The sequence below is a fragment of the Streptosporangium sp. DT93 genome, assembly GCF_049844535.1.
In the GTDB taxonomy this organism is placed as follows: Bacteria; Actinomycetota; Actinomycetes; order Streptosporangiales; family Streptosporangiaceae; genus Streptosporangium.
The window spans coordinates 649,280-664,054 of the sequence record NZ_JBNCLF010000001.1; the positions used below are offsets into that span (position 1 = coordinate 649,280).

Here is a 14,775-nt window from a genome sequence, read left to right on the forward strand (position 1 = left end):
CGTGAGCGCACCGCCACGGGCCTGCCCGGGGCCGGGGGCGACCGGATGGAGCTGGTCCTCGCGGCGGGCTGGACCGACGACGAACCGGCCGCCCCGGAGCTTCCCTGACCCGCTCCGCCCGGGAGCTCCGGGTTCCCTGACCCACACCACCGTCGAGCTCCGGGTTCCCTGACGCACATCACCGGGTGAGCCCCCGGTTCTGTCCCGCCCCGTCCACGCGGGCTCTTCGACAACCGCCCGCGCGGGTCTTCGGCGACCCGTGAACGAGGTCCGCGAGCGCGCGGGACCGTCCGCCGGCGAGCCGGGCCCGTGAGCACGGGACCGTCCACCGGCGAGCGAGATCCGTGAGCGCGAGGCCGTCCGCATCCCTGCTTGGAGCAAGCACTTGTTCAAAGACCTCATCGGGACGCCCGGTCCCGTCGTGCACCGGCCCGCCGTACCGGCCCGGCAACCTCGCGGGCGCGCCTCTCCTGCGACGGGCCCGCACCCGCGCCTTCACGGGTACGGCTCCCCTACGGCGGGCCCGCACGTGGGTCCTCACGGGCGCGGCGCTCCTGCGACGGGCCTTCACGCGGGTACTCGGGGAGCGGTCGTCCCTCCCTCCGGGGGAGGGCCCGGCCGTCCGCGTGCCCGGCGGTTTTCCCGCGGTCGAGGTGTCCGAGGTGCTGCGGGGCCGGGTCACGTTCGTCGGTCTCCCGCCCGTCGACCTCGGCACGGGGAGGATCGACTGGCACCTCGACCCGCACCGCAGCCGTTCCTGGGCGCTCAACCTGCACGCGCTGCGCTGGATGGGCAGCCTGGTCGTGGAGTACGAGCGTTCGGGGAGACGGGAGTTCCTCGACCGCGCCACCGCGATCGCCGGGGACTGGGTGCGGAACAACCCCCGGGACGGCGCCGGGGTCAGCCCGTGGGCCTGGGCCGAGCACCCGGTCGCGCTGCGCGGCCCGGCCCTGGTCCGCCTCAGCGGGCATGTGCGCGCCGCCTGGCTGCGCCGGAGCCTGACCGAGCACGGTCAGGTCCTGGCCGATCCCGCGCTCTACCGCCAGGGCCACAACCACGGCCTGGACCAGGACATCGCGCTGCTGACGATGGGCCACCCGGCTCGGCCACCGGCCGTGGCGGGAGCTGGCCGTGCGGCGGATGACCGCCTCGGCCCTGGTCGCGATCGACGAGCAGGGCGCGCTGCACGAGCAGGCCCCGCGCTACGGCCTCTACGTCCACCGGCGGCTGGGGGCCGCGCTGGAGACGATCGCCGCGTGCGGGATCGAGGTCCCGCCCGGCCTGGCCGCGCGGCGCGCGTCACTGGAGTCCTACATCGCCCACGCCACCCAGCCCGACGGCCGCCTGGTGCCGATCGGCGACAGCCCGGCCGACGTGCGCCCGACGGGCATCCCCGCCCGGCGGGAGACGGTGAAGGTGTTCGACGCCGGCTACGTCTTCGCCAGGACCGCCTGGGACGACCCGGCCTCGGCGTACTGCTCGATCAGGTTCGGCCCCGGGCGCAGGCTGCACGGCCACGAGGACCACCTGGGCCTCACCTACCACGCCCGGGGCCGCGCCGTCCTGGTCGAGGCGGGCTTCCACTCCTACGAGCGCATGCCGTACCAGCGGTGGACGGCCTCGCCCGAGGCGCACAACGTCCCGGTCGTGGTGGGTGCGACGTTCCGGGAGGGGACGGCGACGCACCTGGTGAGCGCGTCCGTCGAACCCGGGCGCCAGCGCTTCCGCCTCACCGACGACGCCTACGGCGTCCGCCGCACCCGCTCGGTCCTGGTCTGCCACGGCACCGACCTGATGGCCGTGCTGGACGAGGTCCCGGCCGGGTCGGCGCTGCGCAGCCTGTGGCACTTCGACCCGTCGCTCACCGCGATCTCCGTCCGCGACGGCCGGGTGGTGCTGGCCGACGGGGAACGGCGGGTGACGCTGGTCCAGCTCCACCCGGCCTCGGGCCTGCCGCTCGACGGGCAGGAGGTGGAACTCCAGGAGATCGCGACCGGCCACCTCCGTACGGCGTGGTCGGCGACGGTCCTGTCCCCCGCTGTGCGCTCCGTGCTGACCCTGATCGTCCCCGGCACCGGCGACCCCGGGATCACCTGCTCCGGAGGGCACGTGACCGTCCACACCCCCGGCGGCCCGGTCTCCTTCCCGCTCTCACTCGACCGGTGACGACAGTGAGAGGGCGGCGCCGCGTTGTGAGGTCTGAGGTCACGGCGCCCCAGGAGGGCCGGGCAGGACGACATGGAAGAAGCCCCTCGCCCTGCAGGTTTCGACGTTCACCGCGTAGGCGGTCATGGTCCGGCACGGCGAGTCGATCACCGCGGGCTCGTCGTCCGGCACCTCCGACGACCGTTACCGACGCCGGTGACGCGTCGAAGGCGCCCCGGGTTTCATGTGATGTCCCGGGTGTCCTCCGCCAGCTTCTTGAGTCGCAGCAGGCCGGCCTCCCAGGTGGCCGCGACGTTCGCCATCCACCGCGCGGTCTCGGCGAGCCGGGACGGGTTCGCACTGTAGAGTCTCGCGCGCCCCAGCCGGCGACTGGACACCAGACCATGTCGCTGCAGTGCGGTCAGGTGTTTGATCACGGCCGGCCGGCTGACCGGCAGCGGGGCGGCCAGCTGGGTGGCCGTCTGCTCACCCCGCTCCGCGAGCAGTTGCAGAACGTGCCAGCGGGTGGGGTCGGCCAGCGCCGCCAGTACCTCCGATTGCGGCTGGGTCACCGTCGCGGTGCCAGGCGGTCGAGCGACGCGGCGTGATCCCGCAGCGCCGGCAGGCCGCCGGTCCATCCGCCGGTCGCACCTTGGACGTGCATGCGCCGCTGCTCGGGCCCCACGGCCAGTTCGTCGAATCCGCTCTCGGTCACGACGAGACGCGTGCCGCCGTCGGCGGCGGCCAGGGTGAACGTCACAAGGGTCTGGTATCCCGGCCGTGGGTCCTCGTCCGGCACCGACGAGTACCGGTAGGAGAAGACCGTGGGGCGGTCGACCCGCTCGACGACTCCCCGGAAGGAGCCGTGCTCCTTCCATGTGTGGACCAGCGTCCCCCCCGGGCGCAGGTCGATGTCCGCCCCGTCGAAGGCGAACCATGCCCGGATGTGCTCGGCCTGGGTGATGAGTTCCCATACGTGCTCGACGCCGGCGTCGATGAAGATCTCGTGTTCGATGCGGTCCATGGCTTCTCGTCCCCTCACGTCTTGTGTCACCCAAAGGTTACACATGGATCCGGCAAGTGCAACCCGGCGGTTACACATCGGAAGCGTCGGATCCTGGTTCAGGTGATGACCGCGTCCGCCGCGGAGCATGGGCGTCGCCCGGTTCGGAACATCCGGAACCGTCGGGCGTCCGGAGGCCACGGTCTCGAAATCAGCGGTTCCGCCCGGGGCCGGCGAGGGGTGTCGGCGCCCGTGCCGGGCGCCGGCTTCAGGCCGCCCCGCCCGCCCGTACGGCCATCTCACGCCACTCCGGCCGCAGTCCCGTCAGGTTCGTGGTGAGGAAGTACGCGGCCCCGCAGACGAGCAGTACCGGCGTGAGCCCGACGGCGGTCACCGCCGCCCCGGCGAGCAGGCCACCGAAGGGAATCCCGGCCCAGCCCAGCGAGTCACCGAGCGCGTTGACCCGGCCGAGCATGCGGCGCGGCACCCGTTCGAAGAGGACGGCCCCCAGTACGGGGTTGATGAAGCCGGCACCGAACCCGCTGACGGCGAAGACGGCCAGTACCGCCCACAGCGGGACGTCGAAGGCGAGGATCAGGAATCTCGGTGCTCCGGCCAGCAGGAATCCGACGAGAACCACCGTCCTGCGGTTCAGCCTGTGCGCGGCCGCCGCGGCGATCAGGCTCCCGGCGACCGCCGCGGCCCCCATCACACTGCCCATCAGGCCGATCGCGGTCGGCCCGCCGCCGGACTCCCTGGCCCAGACCGGGATAAGCACCGCGTTGATCGCCGCGTCCAGCAGGTTGGTGATCCCCACCATGACGATGACGGTGAGCAGCAACGGCTCGCCGCGCAGGAAGGTGAAGCCCTCGCCGAACCGTCGCCAGTAGCCCGGCCCCGGTCCGTCCTCCTGCGACGAGGCCTCCACGGCCGGGTGTCCCATACCCCGCGGCAGCGCCAGTCCGATGATCACCGATCCGAGGGCGAAGCAGCCCGCATTGACGACGAGCCCCGTCATGGGGCCGAGCAGCGCCACCAGCGAGCCGCCGGCCGCCGGGCCGACGGTGGAGGCGAGCCGCTCGATCACACCGGCCAGACCGGTGGCCCGCTCCAGCGGCACCCTGCCGCGCTCGGCCGCCTCCGGAACCATGACCTCCTTGGCCAGGTCCCCCGGGCCACGGGCCGCGCCGATCACCGCGACCAGGGCCAGCAGGAGCGGAAAGGACAGCAGATGCAGGCCGTGGAACAGCGGAACCAGGACGGCCGCGGCCGCGCTGACCAGATCCGTGGTCCAGGAGACGGGCCGCGGGCCGATCCGGTCCACCAGCGGCCCGGTGAACGCCTTGACCAGCACGTACGGAGCCATCTGGAAGAAGGCGACCAGCCCGGTCTGGGTGGCGCTGCCGGTCGTCACGAGCACGAACCAGGGCAGCGCCACGGCCGAGATCCGGGTACCGGTCAGCGACACGGCCATGGCCGCCAGCACTCCGGCCAGCGGCCGTGAGGACCGCCTGCCGGATAAGCGCTCGGTGTCCGGAGCGCCTTCCCTCACGACCTCTCCGTTCCTGACGCGTTCTCCGGACCGGCGTTCTCGGGATCGGCGTTCTCGGGACCGGCATTCTCCGGACCGCCGTCGACTTCCGTCGTCGCGGGCGCGTCCAGCTCGGGCAGGAGATAGGTGATGAGGGCGACCCGTTCGGCTCCCTCGGGGGCCCTCGCCGCAGCCTCCGGCGTGTCGCGCCGGTAGCGGGCGACGACGTCCTGCAACTCCCCGTGCAGAGCGACGGTCTCCTCGGGCGTGAGCCGAAGGGCCCAGTCGCTCATGTCGAAGGAATCCCGCCACGCGCGCGGCATCGTCTGCAACTCGTTCAGCCCCTGCTGAGTGCGCAGGGTGTAGATGGCGGCGACGGACTGCAGGTAGGCCAGCGTGGCCTCGGGCTCTCGGTCGGCCAGGTCCGGGTCGTTGAACCAGGTCGTCCGGTACACCGAGTGCCACCAGCGCTCTCGCGCGTTACCGCGCTCCGTGTCCTCCTCGACGAAACCGGCCGCGCCGAGCTGACGCAGGTGGTAACTGGCCGTGCCGGAGTTCACGCCCAGCCGTTCCGCGAGGCGGGTGGCCGTGGACGGCCCGTACTTCCGCAGCAGCCCGACCAACTGCACGCGTACCGGGTGCGCCAGGGCGCGCAACCCCTTGGCATCCAGAACCACCGCGTCCGCTTCGGTCGGCGGACAGTTCGGCCTCTCGTTCGGATCAGTCATACCGTGACCCTAAACCGCGAAGACTCCTTCGCAAAGACTCCTTCGCAAACAAGTCTTCGCGATCCGAGCCACCCTCGCAATGCCCCCGCTCACCGCCGATCGATCTTTGAACAAGATCGGAAGGTGGCGACACGACAGGACCAGCGCCAAACCCTGCGCGAGCGACGGCGTCAGAAAGCCGACGTGCTCACGAACGCGAACCCCACCACTCTCCGTACGGCCTCGCGAGTACGCACCCCTTCCGACGAGGACACCGCCGACGGAGATACACCGCAGCAGCACCCGGTTCCGCAGACACCTACTGATAAACCCGCAGAAACAGGATCACGCGAGATCGGCTTACACACCACTTCGCTGGACGTGACCACGGCAACTATCTGCAGGCGCCTAAGGAGTAATACTCCGTCACTGGTGAGAGCGCCCCGCCTGGTCTTCGGACCAGCGGGGCGTCTTCGTGCTGCGGGCTCAGCCGACGCGGTACTCCACCCACGCCCGCAGGGGTAACCCCTCTACAAGTAGATCCGTCGCATTGTCACCGAAGCGCCTGGAAAACACGAGAGCTCCGTTCTCCTCTGGGAGAACGGAGCTCTTCGATATTTCACCTAGTTATGAAATGAGCTCCATGTATGCGAACAGGTTCTCTTCCACGATTGCCAACATGGCTGCAGGGAGGTGGCCGACGTAGTCAGCGATGTCCTCCTTGACCAGCGGCTGTAACGCAACGATCCGGACCCATCCCTTCTCAGGAAGATTCGCAGTCCCCGCCCCGAGCTTCAGGCAGAAGTCTGTCTTCATCGCCGGAGACGTTGAGATCGGTGCCACAAGCACAATCGGCCATTGTGGATCTTCGTTCGTCGCATCACCGCTCAAGACAAGGACCGGCCGACGTGGTTTGATCTTGCGTTTATCGTTGGGGGGCAGGGTGAGAGAGGAGTCGGACACCCAGTAGACGCCACCCTTCCGGATGACTGATTTCACAGGTCGCCGAGTACCCTCTCGTTTGCGCGACGGATGGACTCGGTATCAGCGATGAACTCTGCACGTAGCTGCTCGCAGACCCCGGGGTCAGATCCCTGCGGAGGATGCTTGGCGCGACGAGCGCCAGCACGCATGAGCATCGCTCTCACCTGCTTGCGGCGGCGCGCCCTGCTGAGGTCCAGCAACACTCCCCGCTCTCGTCCGGCTTGCGCCTCGATCATGGGTGCGGTCTTGTAAGACAGTTCCCGAAGGCCGGTGGCATTTTTGTTGCCGTAGCGGCGAACGATGTCCCTGATGATCTGCATGGGGCCAGCGGGAAGTGGATCATCGATGTCGACAACCAGGGCGAGTTCACACCTACCACCGTCGTCTTCGGACAGGCGATGATCATTGCGCTCGATGATCTTGCTGTTGCTCAGCTCGTACTCGACACGGGCCAGGGCCGAGTCGTAGGGGCCGTAGTTGTCCCAGCGCCAGGTGGCTCCGGTGAACTGGACCCCGTCACTTTCCACTGCGGACAGGTCGGCCATGTACAGGAGCTTGGCGAGCTTCGTCTTGTTGATCTCGAAGCCGTACTCACGCGCAGCCTTCAAGATCGCAAGGGTGGAGGAGACCAAGGGGCCGGAGGGCTGGGATTGAAGGTCCATGCCCCCTCCTCGCATTCTCCATCTCGACATAAAACTACCTTCTGGCGGTAGGTGTAGACACTATCGCCCCCGATAGTTCTGTTTTCCCGCCTTCTCGGGCCCTGACGACCCGTCCACGGAAAGCTGGTGAACTCTTTCACATGACTAGGGGATCAGTCTGGCGAACCTCTGAACAGCTCATCTCTTGGCGAAAATTGGACGTGACGTTACCGCTCGTGGTTGCCATCGTCGATACCTGAAGCTCCAACTGAGGGGTTCATGAGGGCCGCTGCATCCTCTCGGGTGTCGTTGATAGTGAGCGCCGGTCGAACCCGGGCCGCGATCGCGCGCAGGCATGCCACCTGCAAAAACCCCTACATGGCGGGAGTGCGCCGGTAGCGTCCCTCCATGGGGAGTGGAAAGAAGTCAGCCCGTCGGGACAAGGTGATCAACTGACTGCCTGCCTCGCACCGCAAGAACCAGACTGCGGAGCGTCTCAAGGCGGGGGACCGCTGAGAAGATCACGACCTCGTGTTCGCCACCCGCCACGGCGGCCCGATCGAGCGCACCGAGGACTGGAAGGTGTGGAAAACCATCCTCAAGCAGGCCGGGTTCCGAGACGTCCGGGTGCACGACGCTCGCCACACCGCCGCGACGTTGCTCATCGAGCAAGGGGTGAACATCCGGGTCGTTCAGGAGGTCCTGGGCCACACGAGGGTGACCACGACCGAGCGTTATGCACATGTGTCCACACCGCTCATGCGCGACGCCGGCGAACGTCTGGCCGCGGCGCTCTGGGGGGAGTCCTGACCCCTCGTTGCACTAGGACTGCAACTATGAAGCCCTCAGAGATCAAAAAGGCCCTCTCCCAAGTCTCGGGAGAGGGCCTTTGATCTGCGGAGGCTCGGGGATTTGAACCCCGGATGGGCGGTAAACCCAAACCGCATTAGCAGTCTCCTCACCATGATCATTGCTGACCCATGAGGATCGTTGGGAATCGTTGAGTCTGCTGCACAGCAGGGCCGATGGGACGATCCCGTCTATGGCTGACCATGGCCGTTCATGGGAATCGTTGGGAGTCTTGTGCCCCCCTGGTGACCCCCACTCCCCCCACCGGAACCCCCCGAAGACACATGATGTTTACAGGTGGTCCAGTACACCGGTTGGGCCTGGAAAGCGTCATACCAGTGGCACCGCCCATGAGGGGCAAGGCCGTGAGGCCTCCACCTGCTAGGAGGCCGAGGGAGAGAGGGCCGTCCGCCGGGGGCTCGTGGGGAGCCGGCCGCGGACGGCCCTCTCTTCTTACACAGGATCACAGTCACGTCTGTCAGGAGATACTGTGTTCTCACCTGGGTAAGGTAACGAAGCGGGTCCCGTAACAGCTGGGGCCCGCTTCGCTTTTACACCTCGAATTTGCCGTGACGTATTCCATTTGCGAATGCGCCCCATTGGGCCTGGGTGAATCTCAGCACCGGACCATTGGGGTCTTTGCTGTCGCGCACCGCTTGGTCGCCGTCGGGCAGTGCAGCCACCTCAACGCAGTTCCCTCCATCGGCTGAGGAGAGGGACGACTTGCGCCAAGTGAGATCGTGGGACTGGGTAAGGTCCATGATCGCCTCTATTCCATTTGTTTTGCCAGGTCAACCAGGTAGGACTGAGAGTCGGCTGCGCTCAATGCCGCCGCGCCTACGTGGTCATACCGGAGCGTATATCGGGCTACCTCTTCAGGGCTCTCCATGTAAAGGTCACCTTGCGCTCCGGTCTCGACGTAAACCAAATCCGAGTCGTCCGGATTTGTATACGACAAGATCGTGAACGGCCCAACCATCGCAGCATGCGCCCCAACGGCATCAGGGAGCACCTGAATGCCGACGTACGGGCGGGCTGCCATCTCGGCCAGATGGTACAGCTGAGCTCTCATGACCATCGGTCCGCCGACGTGCTTGGTCAGCGCCGCCTCGTCGATCACGGCCCAGAGCATCGGCGGGGCCGGCCGGTCGAGGATTCGCTGACGGGCGAGCCGGGCCTGGACGCGCCGCTCGACCACCGCCTCGTCGGTGACCTCCCCACCGCGGAAGACCGCGGCGGCGTAGGCCGCGGTCTGGAGCAACCCGGGGACCAGCAAGGCCTCGAAGGTCCTGATGCGCGAGGCCTCCGTCTCGAACTCCGCCAGGCTCCCGCCGAGCTCCTCCCGGAAGTCCTCCCACCAACCCCGCTCTTTGGCCTGGCGGGCCAGCGTCACCATGGCCTGTCGAACGGCATCGTCGGTGACCCCGTAGACGTCGAGCAGATCGGTCACGTCGGAGACCGTCGGCCGTCTCCACTCGTTCCGCTCGATCCGGGTGACCTTCGACGGGGTCCATCCGAGCTGCTTGGCCGCTGCGTCGGCGGTCATGCCGGAAGCTTCGCGAGCTCGGCGCAAGGCCGAGCTCAGGCGCCGGCGTCTCACGGTCGGGCTGTGGGTCGTCACCGCCGCCTCCCGGGGTTGAGGCCAAACAAGACATTTCAGTCTTGCAGATTTAGGTCTTGCAACCTAGCTTGTTGGCGGGCAACATAGGAACCCCCACCGCTCACAGGGAGTGTAGACCCGATGACTGGATCGTTGCTCACGCCGGACGGCCTCCGTGCCGTTCACACGGAGTGGCTGATCTGGCGGCTGTCCACCGGCACCTGTTGGGCCAAGCGAGGTGACCTCGCGCTGAGCCGTGCGAGCCTGAGCGATCTCGATCAGGCCCTGGCCGAGATCGCGACATCCGGCATCGCCGGAGGTGCTCGGTGACGCTACTCCTCGTCGGCGCGCGGCAGGACGAAGGTGCCCAGGCTGGGCACGGGCCGCACAAACCCCTCGTCCGCCAGGTGCTTCACCACGTGCCGCGCGGTGTTCCGGCCCACCTCGAACTCCTGCTGCAGCCTCTCGACGCTCGGGATCGGGGTGCGAGGCGGGTAGGTGCCGTCCTCGATGCGGCGCTGGATTATCTCGGCCACCTGCTCCCATATGGGGCGCTCTGGCTCCCAGTTGATCATGTGGCAGACCGTAGTGGGCCCCAGCCGCCCCCGCCCCGCCGGGACCGGCCCAGGCATGTCCAGGCAGGCCCAGGCAGGCCCATATCCAACCGGAGCAAATGCGCTCAAAAACTGTCCGATCTGCCGCCCTTACGCCCCTCATGCAGATGGGCGACAGATCGGACTGTGGCGGCCCCTGACGAGACCCCACGCTCGTCCCCGGCGAAGGGGCCGCCACCCACACACCCGGAGGGTTACATGATCACTCCCGCTCATCCGACCAACGAGACGGCCGGCACACCCCCGCTCACTGATGAAGACTGGAAGATGCTCCTGCAGGAGCGCTTCAAGCGGTGGCGAATCTGGCGCAGCGACGGCGGCGAGCGCCCCGGCGCCTGGTACGGCACCCAGCCCGGACACACCGAGTGCGCCGATCACCCCTGGGAACTCGGAGCCAAGCTCGACCAGGACGAGCAGCGGCGCGCGGCGGGATGATCAGCGAGCCTCACGCAACCTGCTGCCACTGCGGTGGTGCGCTTGAAGTGAGGCGGCGATTGCACGGGCTGGCCTACCTCGCGTGGAACCTCGCCGCTCCCGACCGCGAGCGCTGCCCTCGCCCAGGCGCCCCGCTCGGGACGCACGAACCGCGGCCGTCCCGGCGCTCATGATCAGCCGGTCGCCTCTGCCGATCACGGTGGCGGCGGCCGGTGCAGACCCCCGGCAGCAGGCACGGCAGGTGCCTGCGCCGGCGGGGTCGAGCTCCAGATCCTCTCCAGGCGCGGCGAGGTTCTGGAGCGCCACGGGGTCCCTGCCCTGTCTTCGTCTTCCCCGACAGGGGTGGGGGCCCCGCCGACCCAACGAGACACAGCGGAGGAGCGGATGAGCACCGACGACTACGAGTACGCGGTCGAGCGCACACCTGGTCACGGCAAGAAGCGGATCACCCGGGTGCTAGGCAGCGAGGCCCATGCCGAGGAGGTGGCCAGGGCGCTGCGGCGCGTGCAGCTCTCGCTCCTCCCGCATCGCGTCCCCGACGCCATCGTGGTCCGCCGCCTCCCCGGCGGGCCCTGGGAGCTACGCCCGCAGGACCAGCCCCCCTCACAGGCGTCCGGCAGGCGGAGGCCCCCCTCTGCCTGCCGGGCCCGGCTCTTGCATCTGGCGCTGCGCGCCGCCAGGAGCCGGTATCAGCGGGCCCCGCGCTCTGGAGGGCAGAGCGCGGGGCCTCTCTCACCCGTCACGCCCGTCACGCCCGCTGGAGGTCTTGTGCCCGAACCCGACGCCGATCCCCTGGCCCACGCTCAGGAGGCCGACGCGATGGTCCAGGCCCTCTTGGACGAGATGGAGACTCACCCGGACGGCCCGATGCGAGCGCTCGTCGAGCGCCTCGGCCACGACGACGACCAGACCGCCCCCTGACGCAGTAGAGCCCCCGCCCGGCGGACAGGCCAGGCGGGGGCTCCCCATCTCACGATCACGACCTCCTGGATAAGAGGAGCCCGAAACCGCATGCAAGAGGTACAGCACGGCGCCCGCACCGCGCCACCGATTCGCACCACCCCATACCGCCGCGACTGGACCGTGATCATCACGGTCGGCATGGTCGCCAGCTCCACCGTCATCGCGTCCTTCACCGCGCTGGCCGGTCTCGGCCTCCTGGCGGGCTGGACGAAGGTCTTCGACGTGGCCGGCACCGACGTCCCGATGAGCTGGCTCGTGCCGCTCAGCGTGGACGCCTACGGCGTCGGCGCCGCCAGGATCTCTACGAACAAGGACAGGTACAGCGCCGAGGTACGCCGACACGCGTTCTGGCACGCGCTCGCCGCGGTGGCCGTCAGCATCGTCGGCAACGCGATCTACCACCTCCTCGCGGCGAAGGTGATCGTCCTGGGCACCCACGCGTGGGTGCTGATCGTCGCCGTATCCGTCATCCCGCCGATCGCGCTCGGCGGCCTGGTCCACCTGCTCGGCATGATCGGCCGCACCGACGTACCCGGCCCCGTACCCGCCGAGGTACGCGCGCCCGACGTCGTACCCGAGGACGCGCCCGCCGAGGTACGCCAGGCGCCCGCCGTACTCGCGCCCGCGCCGACCGTACTCCTGCCGTCCGGCGTCGCCCCGGTCCCGGCCGCCCTGGACGTCGACGCCCTGTGGAGAGAGCTCTGCGAGGACCTCGCCCCGCCGGTCGCCGAGCCGGGCCCGTACCCGCCCGGGTACGCCCCCGCGCCTCCCGCGCCCGACGACGCGCCGCCGTACCTGGGCGCCGCTCCGGAGTGGACCGCGGCCGTCCCGGACGTTCCGGATCGTTCCGCGGACCGCGTGCCCGCTGACCCGAAGGAGCCGGACACCCTCCCCCTGGACGTCCCGGAGCCGCGCGATCTGTACCTGCGCGCCGTGAAGACGTTCGCGCCCGGCGGTGAGCTCGCCGAGGTCCCGCCGATCCAGACGATCAAGAAGACGCTCGGGTGCGGACAGCCCCGGGCCCAGGGGGTGCAGGCGTACCTGACCGACCTGGTCGAGAAGCCGCGCGGTGCCGCCCGTACCCGGAGCGAGGTGGAGGCGTGAGCGCGCCCGCGATCGAGCGGCCGGCCGCCCTGGCCGCGCCGACCGAGGAGTTCGTCCGGCCGCGGACGTCACCGGAGGTCTGGCAGCCCCGTACCCGGGGGCGTACTCGCCAGGCGTGGGTGCGGGTACGCACGACCACGCGCCAGGTACGGCAGGGCCGGTACGGGGTACGCGCCGGGCGGGTCGTGTGGCGGGCGGGTACGGCGCCCGTCGACGGCACCGCCCTGCTCGCTCGCCGGTACTGGCGGTGGGTACGCGCGGACGAGTACGCCGGCGCCGAGAGCCTGGAGTTCCTGGAGCGGGTACGGACCCGGCGGCGCCGTACCGCGTGGTGGGTCGGCAGCGGGTACGTCCTGTCCTCGGCCATGAGCGCCTACACCGTCGGCGGGTCGGCCGCGCTCCTGGCGGCCGGCGCCGTCGTGAGCGTCGGCACGGCGGCCGAGGTTCACCGCCGCGTCAAGGCCCGCCCGACGCCTCTGCGCTTCCCGGGGCTCGGCGGCACCGGCCGGACCCCGGCCGAGGGCGTCGTCGTCAAGGCCGCCGTCGACGCGAAGCTCGGCCGGCCCGACGGGATGAAGCTCGCGACGCCGGTGCTGGCCGAGGACGGCGGCTGGTCCACCGTGCTGCAGCTGACGGGCGGCGACAAGGCGCGCGCCTGCCTGGGCAAGGAGGGCAACTTCGCGAGCGCCCTCGGCACGGGCGAGAGCCAGGTGTTCTTCCGGGCCCTGGACGAGCACGCCGGGCAGCTGTCGGTGTTCGTCGCCAAGACCGACCCGTTCCTCAAGGTGTACCCGCACCCGCTGATCGGCCGCACCGAGCCGTGGGACTTCTGGACCGGCGTCCCGGCCGGCCGCAACGGCCGCGGGGACGAGGAGTGGCTGCGCGTCGTCGACGCCTCCCTGATCGTCGCGGGCGAACCGCGTGCCGGGAAGAGCGCGGCCGTCAACGGGCTGCTCTCGGCCGCCGCGCTGGCGCCCACCGTCCGCATCCATCTGTGGGACGGCAAGGGCGCCGGTGACCACCGGCCGTGGAGGAAGATTGCGCACACTGCTCAGAAGCGCAACGCCGCTGGGCTGCTCGCGCACCTCCAGCGGATGCAGGCGCAGATGGAACGCGTCTTCGACCTGCTCGACGAGGCGGGCGGCTCGACGAAGTTGACCCCGGAGCTGTGCCGCCAGCTCGGCATCGACATCGAGCTCACGGTGGTGGACGAGACGCGCTACTACGTCGCCTCCCCGCAGGGGCCCGACATCGTGGACGCGCTGGTGGACATCGCCTCGCGCGGCCCGGCCGCCGGCGTGCTCCTGGTGCTCGCGACGCAGCGGACCACCAAGGAGGGCATCCCGCCGGCGCTCAAGGGCGTCTGCTCGCTGCGGTGGGCGATGCGGTGCGCCGACAGCACCGCCTCCAACGCCGTGCTCGGCCCCGGCGCGGTCGGCGCCGGGTATGACGCCTCGGAGATCCCCCGGAGCCACCGCGGCGTCGGCATCCTGGACGCCGACGGCGCCGACCCGGCGCGGCTGCGCTCGTACTACCTCGACGATGCGGATCTGGTCGACGTCGCCGCGGTGGCCTACGAGCTGCGCCGCGCGGCCGGCACCCTGCCCGCCCGGGAGACGTCGACGGCGGCCGAGGCCGAGGAGGTCGACCCGGCCCAGGAGATCCTGGCCGCGATCGAGCGGGTCGGGCGGCTGCACACCGCCGACCTGATGGAGGCCCTGGGCGAGGGGTGGACGCCGGAGCGGATCGCCGCCGTGCTCAAGCCGTACGGGATCGCGCCGCGGTCGGTGAAGATCGACGGCCGGGTCCTGCAGGGCTACCGGCGCGAGGACATCCCGGCCGCCCTCGCCGGGGTCTGACCCTGGCACTACCGGGCCCCTACCCGCCCGGCAGGCCCTACCCCGCCCCTACCGCGCCTGACCTGTGCGGTAGGGGCGGTAGGGCCATCTCCCCCACCCCCTGAAACAGCCCCCCAGGCGCCCGCCCGGGGGCGGAAGGACACGCATGGAACTGTTCCTCGCCGGGATGACGGCGGCCGTGATCTGGTGGAGCTGGGACCGGCGCCGCCACCCGCTCAAGCGGTGCCGCGCCTGCCGGTCCAACCCGGGCCGGAAGATGTCGAGCTGGAACGGGCAGGCGTACGGCGCCTGCCGGCGGTGCGCGGGCAGGGGGGAAGTGCGCCGCTGAGACGAGACGACG

Annotated in this window: 17 protein-coding genes; 8 read left to right on the forward strand and 9 right to left on the reverse strand. The window is 69.9% G+C overall.

The genetic code is table 11. The annotated features are described in order from the left end of the window. Nucleotides 1-1,140: 1,140 nt before the first annotated feature. Nucleotides 1,141-2,166 carry a heparinase II/III domain-containing protein gene (locus ACLQ2R_RS02990; RefSeq protein ID WP_425958159.1) on the forward strand — a complete coding sequence of 342 codons (1,026 nt, stop codon included), beginning with the start codon at nt 1,141-1,143 and terminating at the stop codon, nt 2,164-2,166. A gap of 221 nt (nt 2,167-2,387) precedes the next feature. Here the strand turns inward: ACLQ2R_RS02990 and ACLQ2R_RS02995 are convergent, their stop codons facing one another. From ACLQ2R_RS02995 to ACLQ2R_RS03020, 6 genes are all read right to left on the reverse strand, one after another. Continuing rightward, nucleotides 2,388-2,717, reverse strand: coding sequence for an ArsR/SmtB family transcription factor (locus ACLQ2R_RS02995; protein ID WP_425957698.1), 330 nt, complete (start codon nt 2,715-2,717; stop codon nt 2,388-2,390). Further along, nucleotides 2,714-3,169 carry an SRPBCC domain-containing protein gene (locus ACLQ2R_RS03000; RefSeq protein ID WP_425957699.1) on the reverse strand — a complete coding sequence of 152 codons (456 nt, stop codon included), beginning with the start codon at nt 3,167-3,169 and terminating at the stop codon, nt 2,714-2,716. The genes ACLQ2R_RS02995 and ACLQ2R_RS03000 overlap by 4 nt, the downstream gene beginning before the upstream one ends. 247 nt (nt 3,170-3,416) lie before the next feature. After that, nucleotides 3,417-4,622, reverse strand: coding sequence for an MFS transporter (locus ACLQ2R_RS03005; RefSeq protein ID WP_425957700.1), 1,206 nt, complete (start codon nt 4,620-4,622; stop codon nt 3,417-3,419). Between the two features lie 74 nt (nt 4,623-4,696). Continuing rightward, nucleotides 4,697-5,407, reverse strand: a complete 711-nt coding sequence (locus ACLQ2R_RS03010) for an ArsR/SmtB family transcription factor (RefSeq protein ID WP_425957701.1) — start codon at nt 5,405-5,407, stop codon at nt 4,697-4,699. A gap of 606 nt (nt 5,408-6,013) precedes the next feature. Beyond that, nucleotides 6,014-6,385, reverse strand: a complete 372-nt coding sequence (locus tag ACLQ2R_RS03015; RefSeq protein WP_425957702.1) for a type II toxin-antitoxin system PemK/MazF family toxin — start codon at nt 6,383-6,385, stop codon at nt 6,014-6,016. Beyond that, a complete protein-coding gene (locus tag ACLQ2R_RS03020) occupies nt 6,382-7,032 on the reverse strand; it encodes a Panacea domain-containing protein (RefSeq protein WP_425957703.1) in 651 nt (216 codons plus the stop codon). Before ACLQ2R_RS03020 ends, ACLQ2R_RS03015 begins: the two co-directional genes overlap by 4 nt. A gap of 510 nt (nt 7,033-7,542) precedes the next feature. Here ACLQ2R_RS03020 and ACLQ2R_RS03025 point away from each other — a divergent pair. Continuing rightward, a complete protein-coding gene (locus ACLQ2R_RS03025) occupies nt 7,543-7,821 on the forward strand; it encodes a tyrosine-type recombinase/integrase (RefSeq protein WP_425957704.1) in 279 nt (92 codons plus the stop codon). Between the two features lie 590 nt (nt 7,822-8,411). Here ACLQ2R_RS03025 and ACLQ2R_RS03030 read toward each other — a convergent pair. Together ACLQ2R_RS03030 and ACLQ2R_RS03035 are read right to left on the reverse strand one after the other, a co-directional pair. Beyond that, nucleotides 8,412-8,621: a DUF397 domain-containing protein gene (locus tag ACLQ2R_RS03030; RefSeq protein ID WP_425957705.1), complete on the reverse strand. Its 210-nt coding sequence runs from the start codon at nt 8,619-8,621 to the stop codon at nt 8,412-8,414. An 8-nt stretch (nt 8,622-8,629) separates the two neighbouring features. Beyond that, on the reverse strand, nt 8,630-9,481 hold the full coding sequence (locus ACLQ2R_RS03035) for a helix-turn-helix domain-containing protein (RefSeq protein WP_425957706.1): 852 nt from the start codon (nt 9,479-9,481) through the stop codon (nt 8,630-8,632). A 120-nt stretch (nt 9,482-9,601) separates the two neighbouring features. Between ACLQ2R_RS03035 and ACLQ2R_RS03040 the strand changes: the two genes are divergently transcribed. Continuing rightward, on the forward strand, nt 9,602-9,790 hold the full coding sequence (locus tag ACLQ2R_RS03040; protein ID WP_425957707.1) for a hypothetical protein: 189 nt from the start codon (nt 9,602-9,604) through the stop codon (nt 9,788-9,790). Between the two features lie 2 nt (nt 9,791-9,792). Here the strand turns inward: ACLQ2R_RS03040 and ACLQ2R_RS03045 are convergent, their stop codons facing one another. Further along, entirely contained in the window at nt 9,793-10,035 is a 243-nt protein-coding gene (locus ACLQ2R_RS03045; protein WP_425957708.1) for a winged helix-turn-helix domain-containing protein, read from the reverse strand. Nucleotides 10,036-10,272: 237 nt separating this feature from the next. Here ACLQ2R_RS03045 and ACLQ2R_RS03050 point away from each other — a divergent pair, with 237 nt between their 5' ends. The 5 genes from ACLQ2R_RS03050 to ACLQ2R_RS03070 all read left to right on the forward strand — a co-directional run bounded on the left by ACLQ2R_RS03050 (nt 10,273) and on the right by ACLQ2R_RS03070 (nt 14,763). Continuing rightward, the gene (locus ACLQ2R_RS03050; protein ID WP_425957709.1) at nt 10,273-10,509 is read left to right on the forward strand and encodes a hypothetical protein; all 237 of its coding nucleotides are present in this window, start codon (nt 10,273-10,275) and stop codon (nt 10,507-10,509) included. Nucleotides 10,510-10,893: 384 nt separating this feature from the next. Next, a complete protein-coding gene (locus tag ACLQ2R_RS03055; protein WP_425957710.1) occupies nt 10,894-11,430 on the forward strand; it encodes a hypothetical protein in 537 nt (178 codons plus the stop codon). Between the two features lie 90 nt (nt 11,431-11,520). Beyond that, nucleotides 11,521-12,576: a hypothetical protein gene (locus tag ACLQ2R_RS03060; RefSeq protein ID WP_425957711.1), complete on the forward strand. Its 1,056-nt coding sequence runs from the start codon at nt 11,521-11,523 to the stop codon at nt 12,574-12,576. Beyond that, nucleotides 12,573-14,435 carry an FtsK/SpoIIIE domain-containing protein gene (locus ACLQ2R_RS03065; RefSeq protein ID WP_425957712.1) on the forward strand — a complete coding sequence of 621 codons (1,863 nt, stop codon included), beginning with the start codon at nt 12,573-12,575 and terminating at the stop codon, nt 14,433-14,435. Before ACLQ2R_RS03060 ends, ACLQ2R_RS03065 begins: the two co-directional genes overlap by 4 nt. Before the next feature lie 145 nt (nt 14,436-14,580). After that, a complete protein-coding gene (locus ACLQ2R_RS03070) occupies nt 14,581-14,763 on the forward strand; it encodes a hypothetical protein (protein ID WP_425957713.1) in 183 nt (60 codons plus the stop codon). Nucleotides 14,764-14,775 lie beyond the last annotated feature (12 nt).

What these genes read in the sequence shown, in the direction of transcription:
- ACLQ2R_RS02990 (WP_425958159.1), top strand. Translation starts at nt 1,141, where the DNA reads ATGACCGCCTCGGCCCTGGTCGCGATCGACGAGCAGGGCGCGCTGCAC.
- ACLQ2R_RS03000 (WP_425957699.1), bottom strand. Translation starts at nt 3,169, where the DNA reads ATGGACCGCATCGAACACGAGATCTTCATCGACGCCGGCGTCGAGCAC.
- ACLQ2R_RS03005 (WP_425957700.1), bottom strand. Translation starts at nt 4,622, where the DNA reads ATGGCCGTGTCGCTGACCGGTACCCGGATCTCGGCCGTGGCGCTGCCC.
- ACLQ2R_RS03010 (WP_425957701.1), bottom strand. Translation starts at nt 5,407, where the DNA reads ATGACTGATCCGAACGAGAGGCCGAACTGTCCGCCGACCGAAGCGGAC.
- ACLQ2R_RS03020 (WP_425957703.1), bottom strand. Translation starts at nt 7,032, where the DNA reads ATGGACCTTCAATCCCAGCCCTCCGGCCCCTTGGTCTCCTCCACCCTT.
- ACLQ2R_RS03030 (WP_425957705.1), bottom strand. Translation starts at nt 8,621, where the DNA reads ATGGACCTTACCCAGTCCCACGATCTCACTTGGCGCAAGTCGTCCCTC.
- ACLQ2R_RS03040 (WP_425957707.1), top strand. Translation starts at nt 9,602, where the DNA reads ATGACTGGATCGTTGCTCACGCCGGACGGCCTCCGTGCCGTTCACACG.
- ACLQ2R_RS03045 (WP_425957708.1), bottom strand. Translation starts at nt 10,035, where the DNA reads ATGATCAACTGGGAGCCAGAGCGCCCCATATGGGAGCAGGTGGCCGAG.
- ACLQ2R_RS03050 (WP_425957709.1), top strand. Translation starts at nt 10,273, where the DNA reads ATGATCACTCCCGCTCATCCGACCAACGAGACGGCCGGCACACCCCCG.
- ACLQ2R_RS03055 (WP_425957710.1), top strand. Translation starts at nt 10,894, where the DNA reads ATGAGCACCGACGACTACGAGTACGCGGTCGAGCGCACACCTGGTCAC.
- ACLQ2R_RS03060 (WP_425957711.1), top strand. Translation starts at nt 11,521, where the DNA reads ATGCAAGAGGTACAGCACGGCGCCCGCACCGCGCCACCGATTCGCACC.
- ACLQ2R_RS03070 (WP_425957713.1), top strand. Translation starts at nt 14,581, where the DNA reads ATGGAACTGTTCCTCGCCGGGATGACGGCGGCCGTGATCTGGTGGAGC.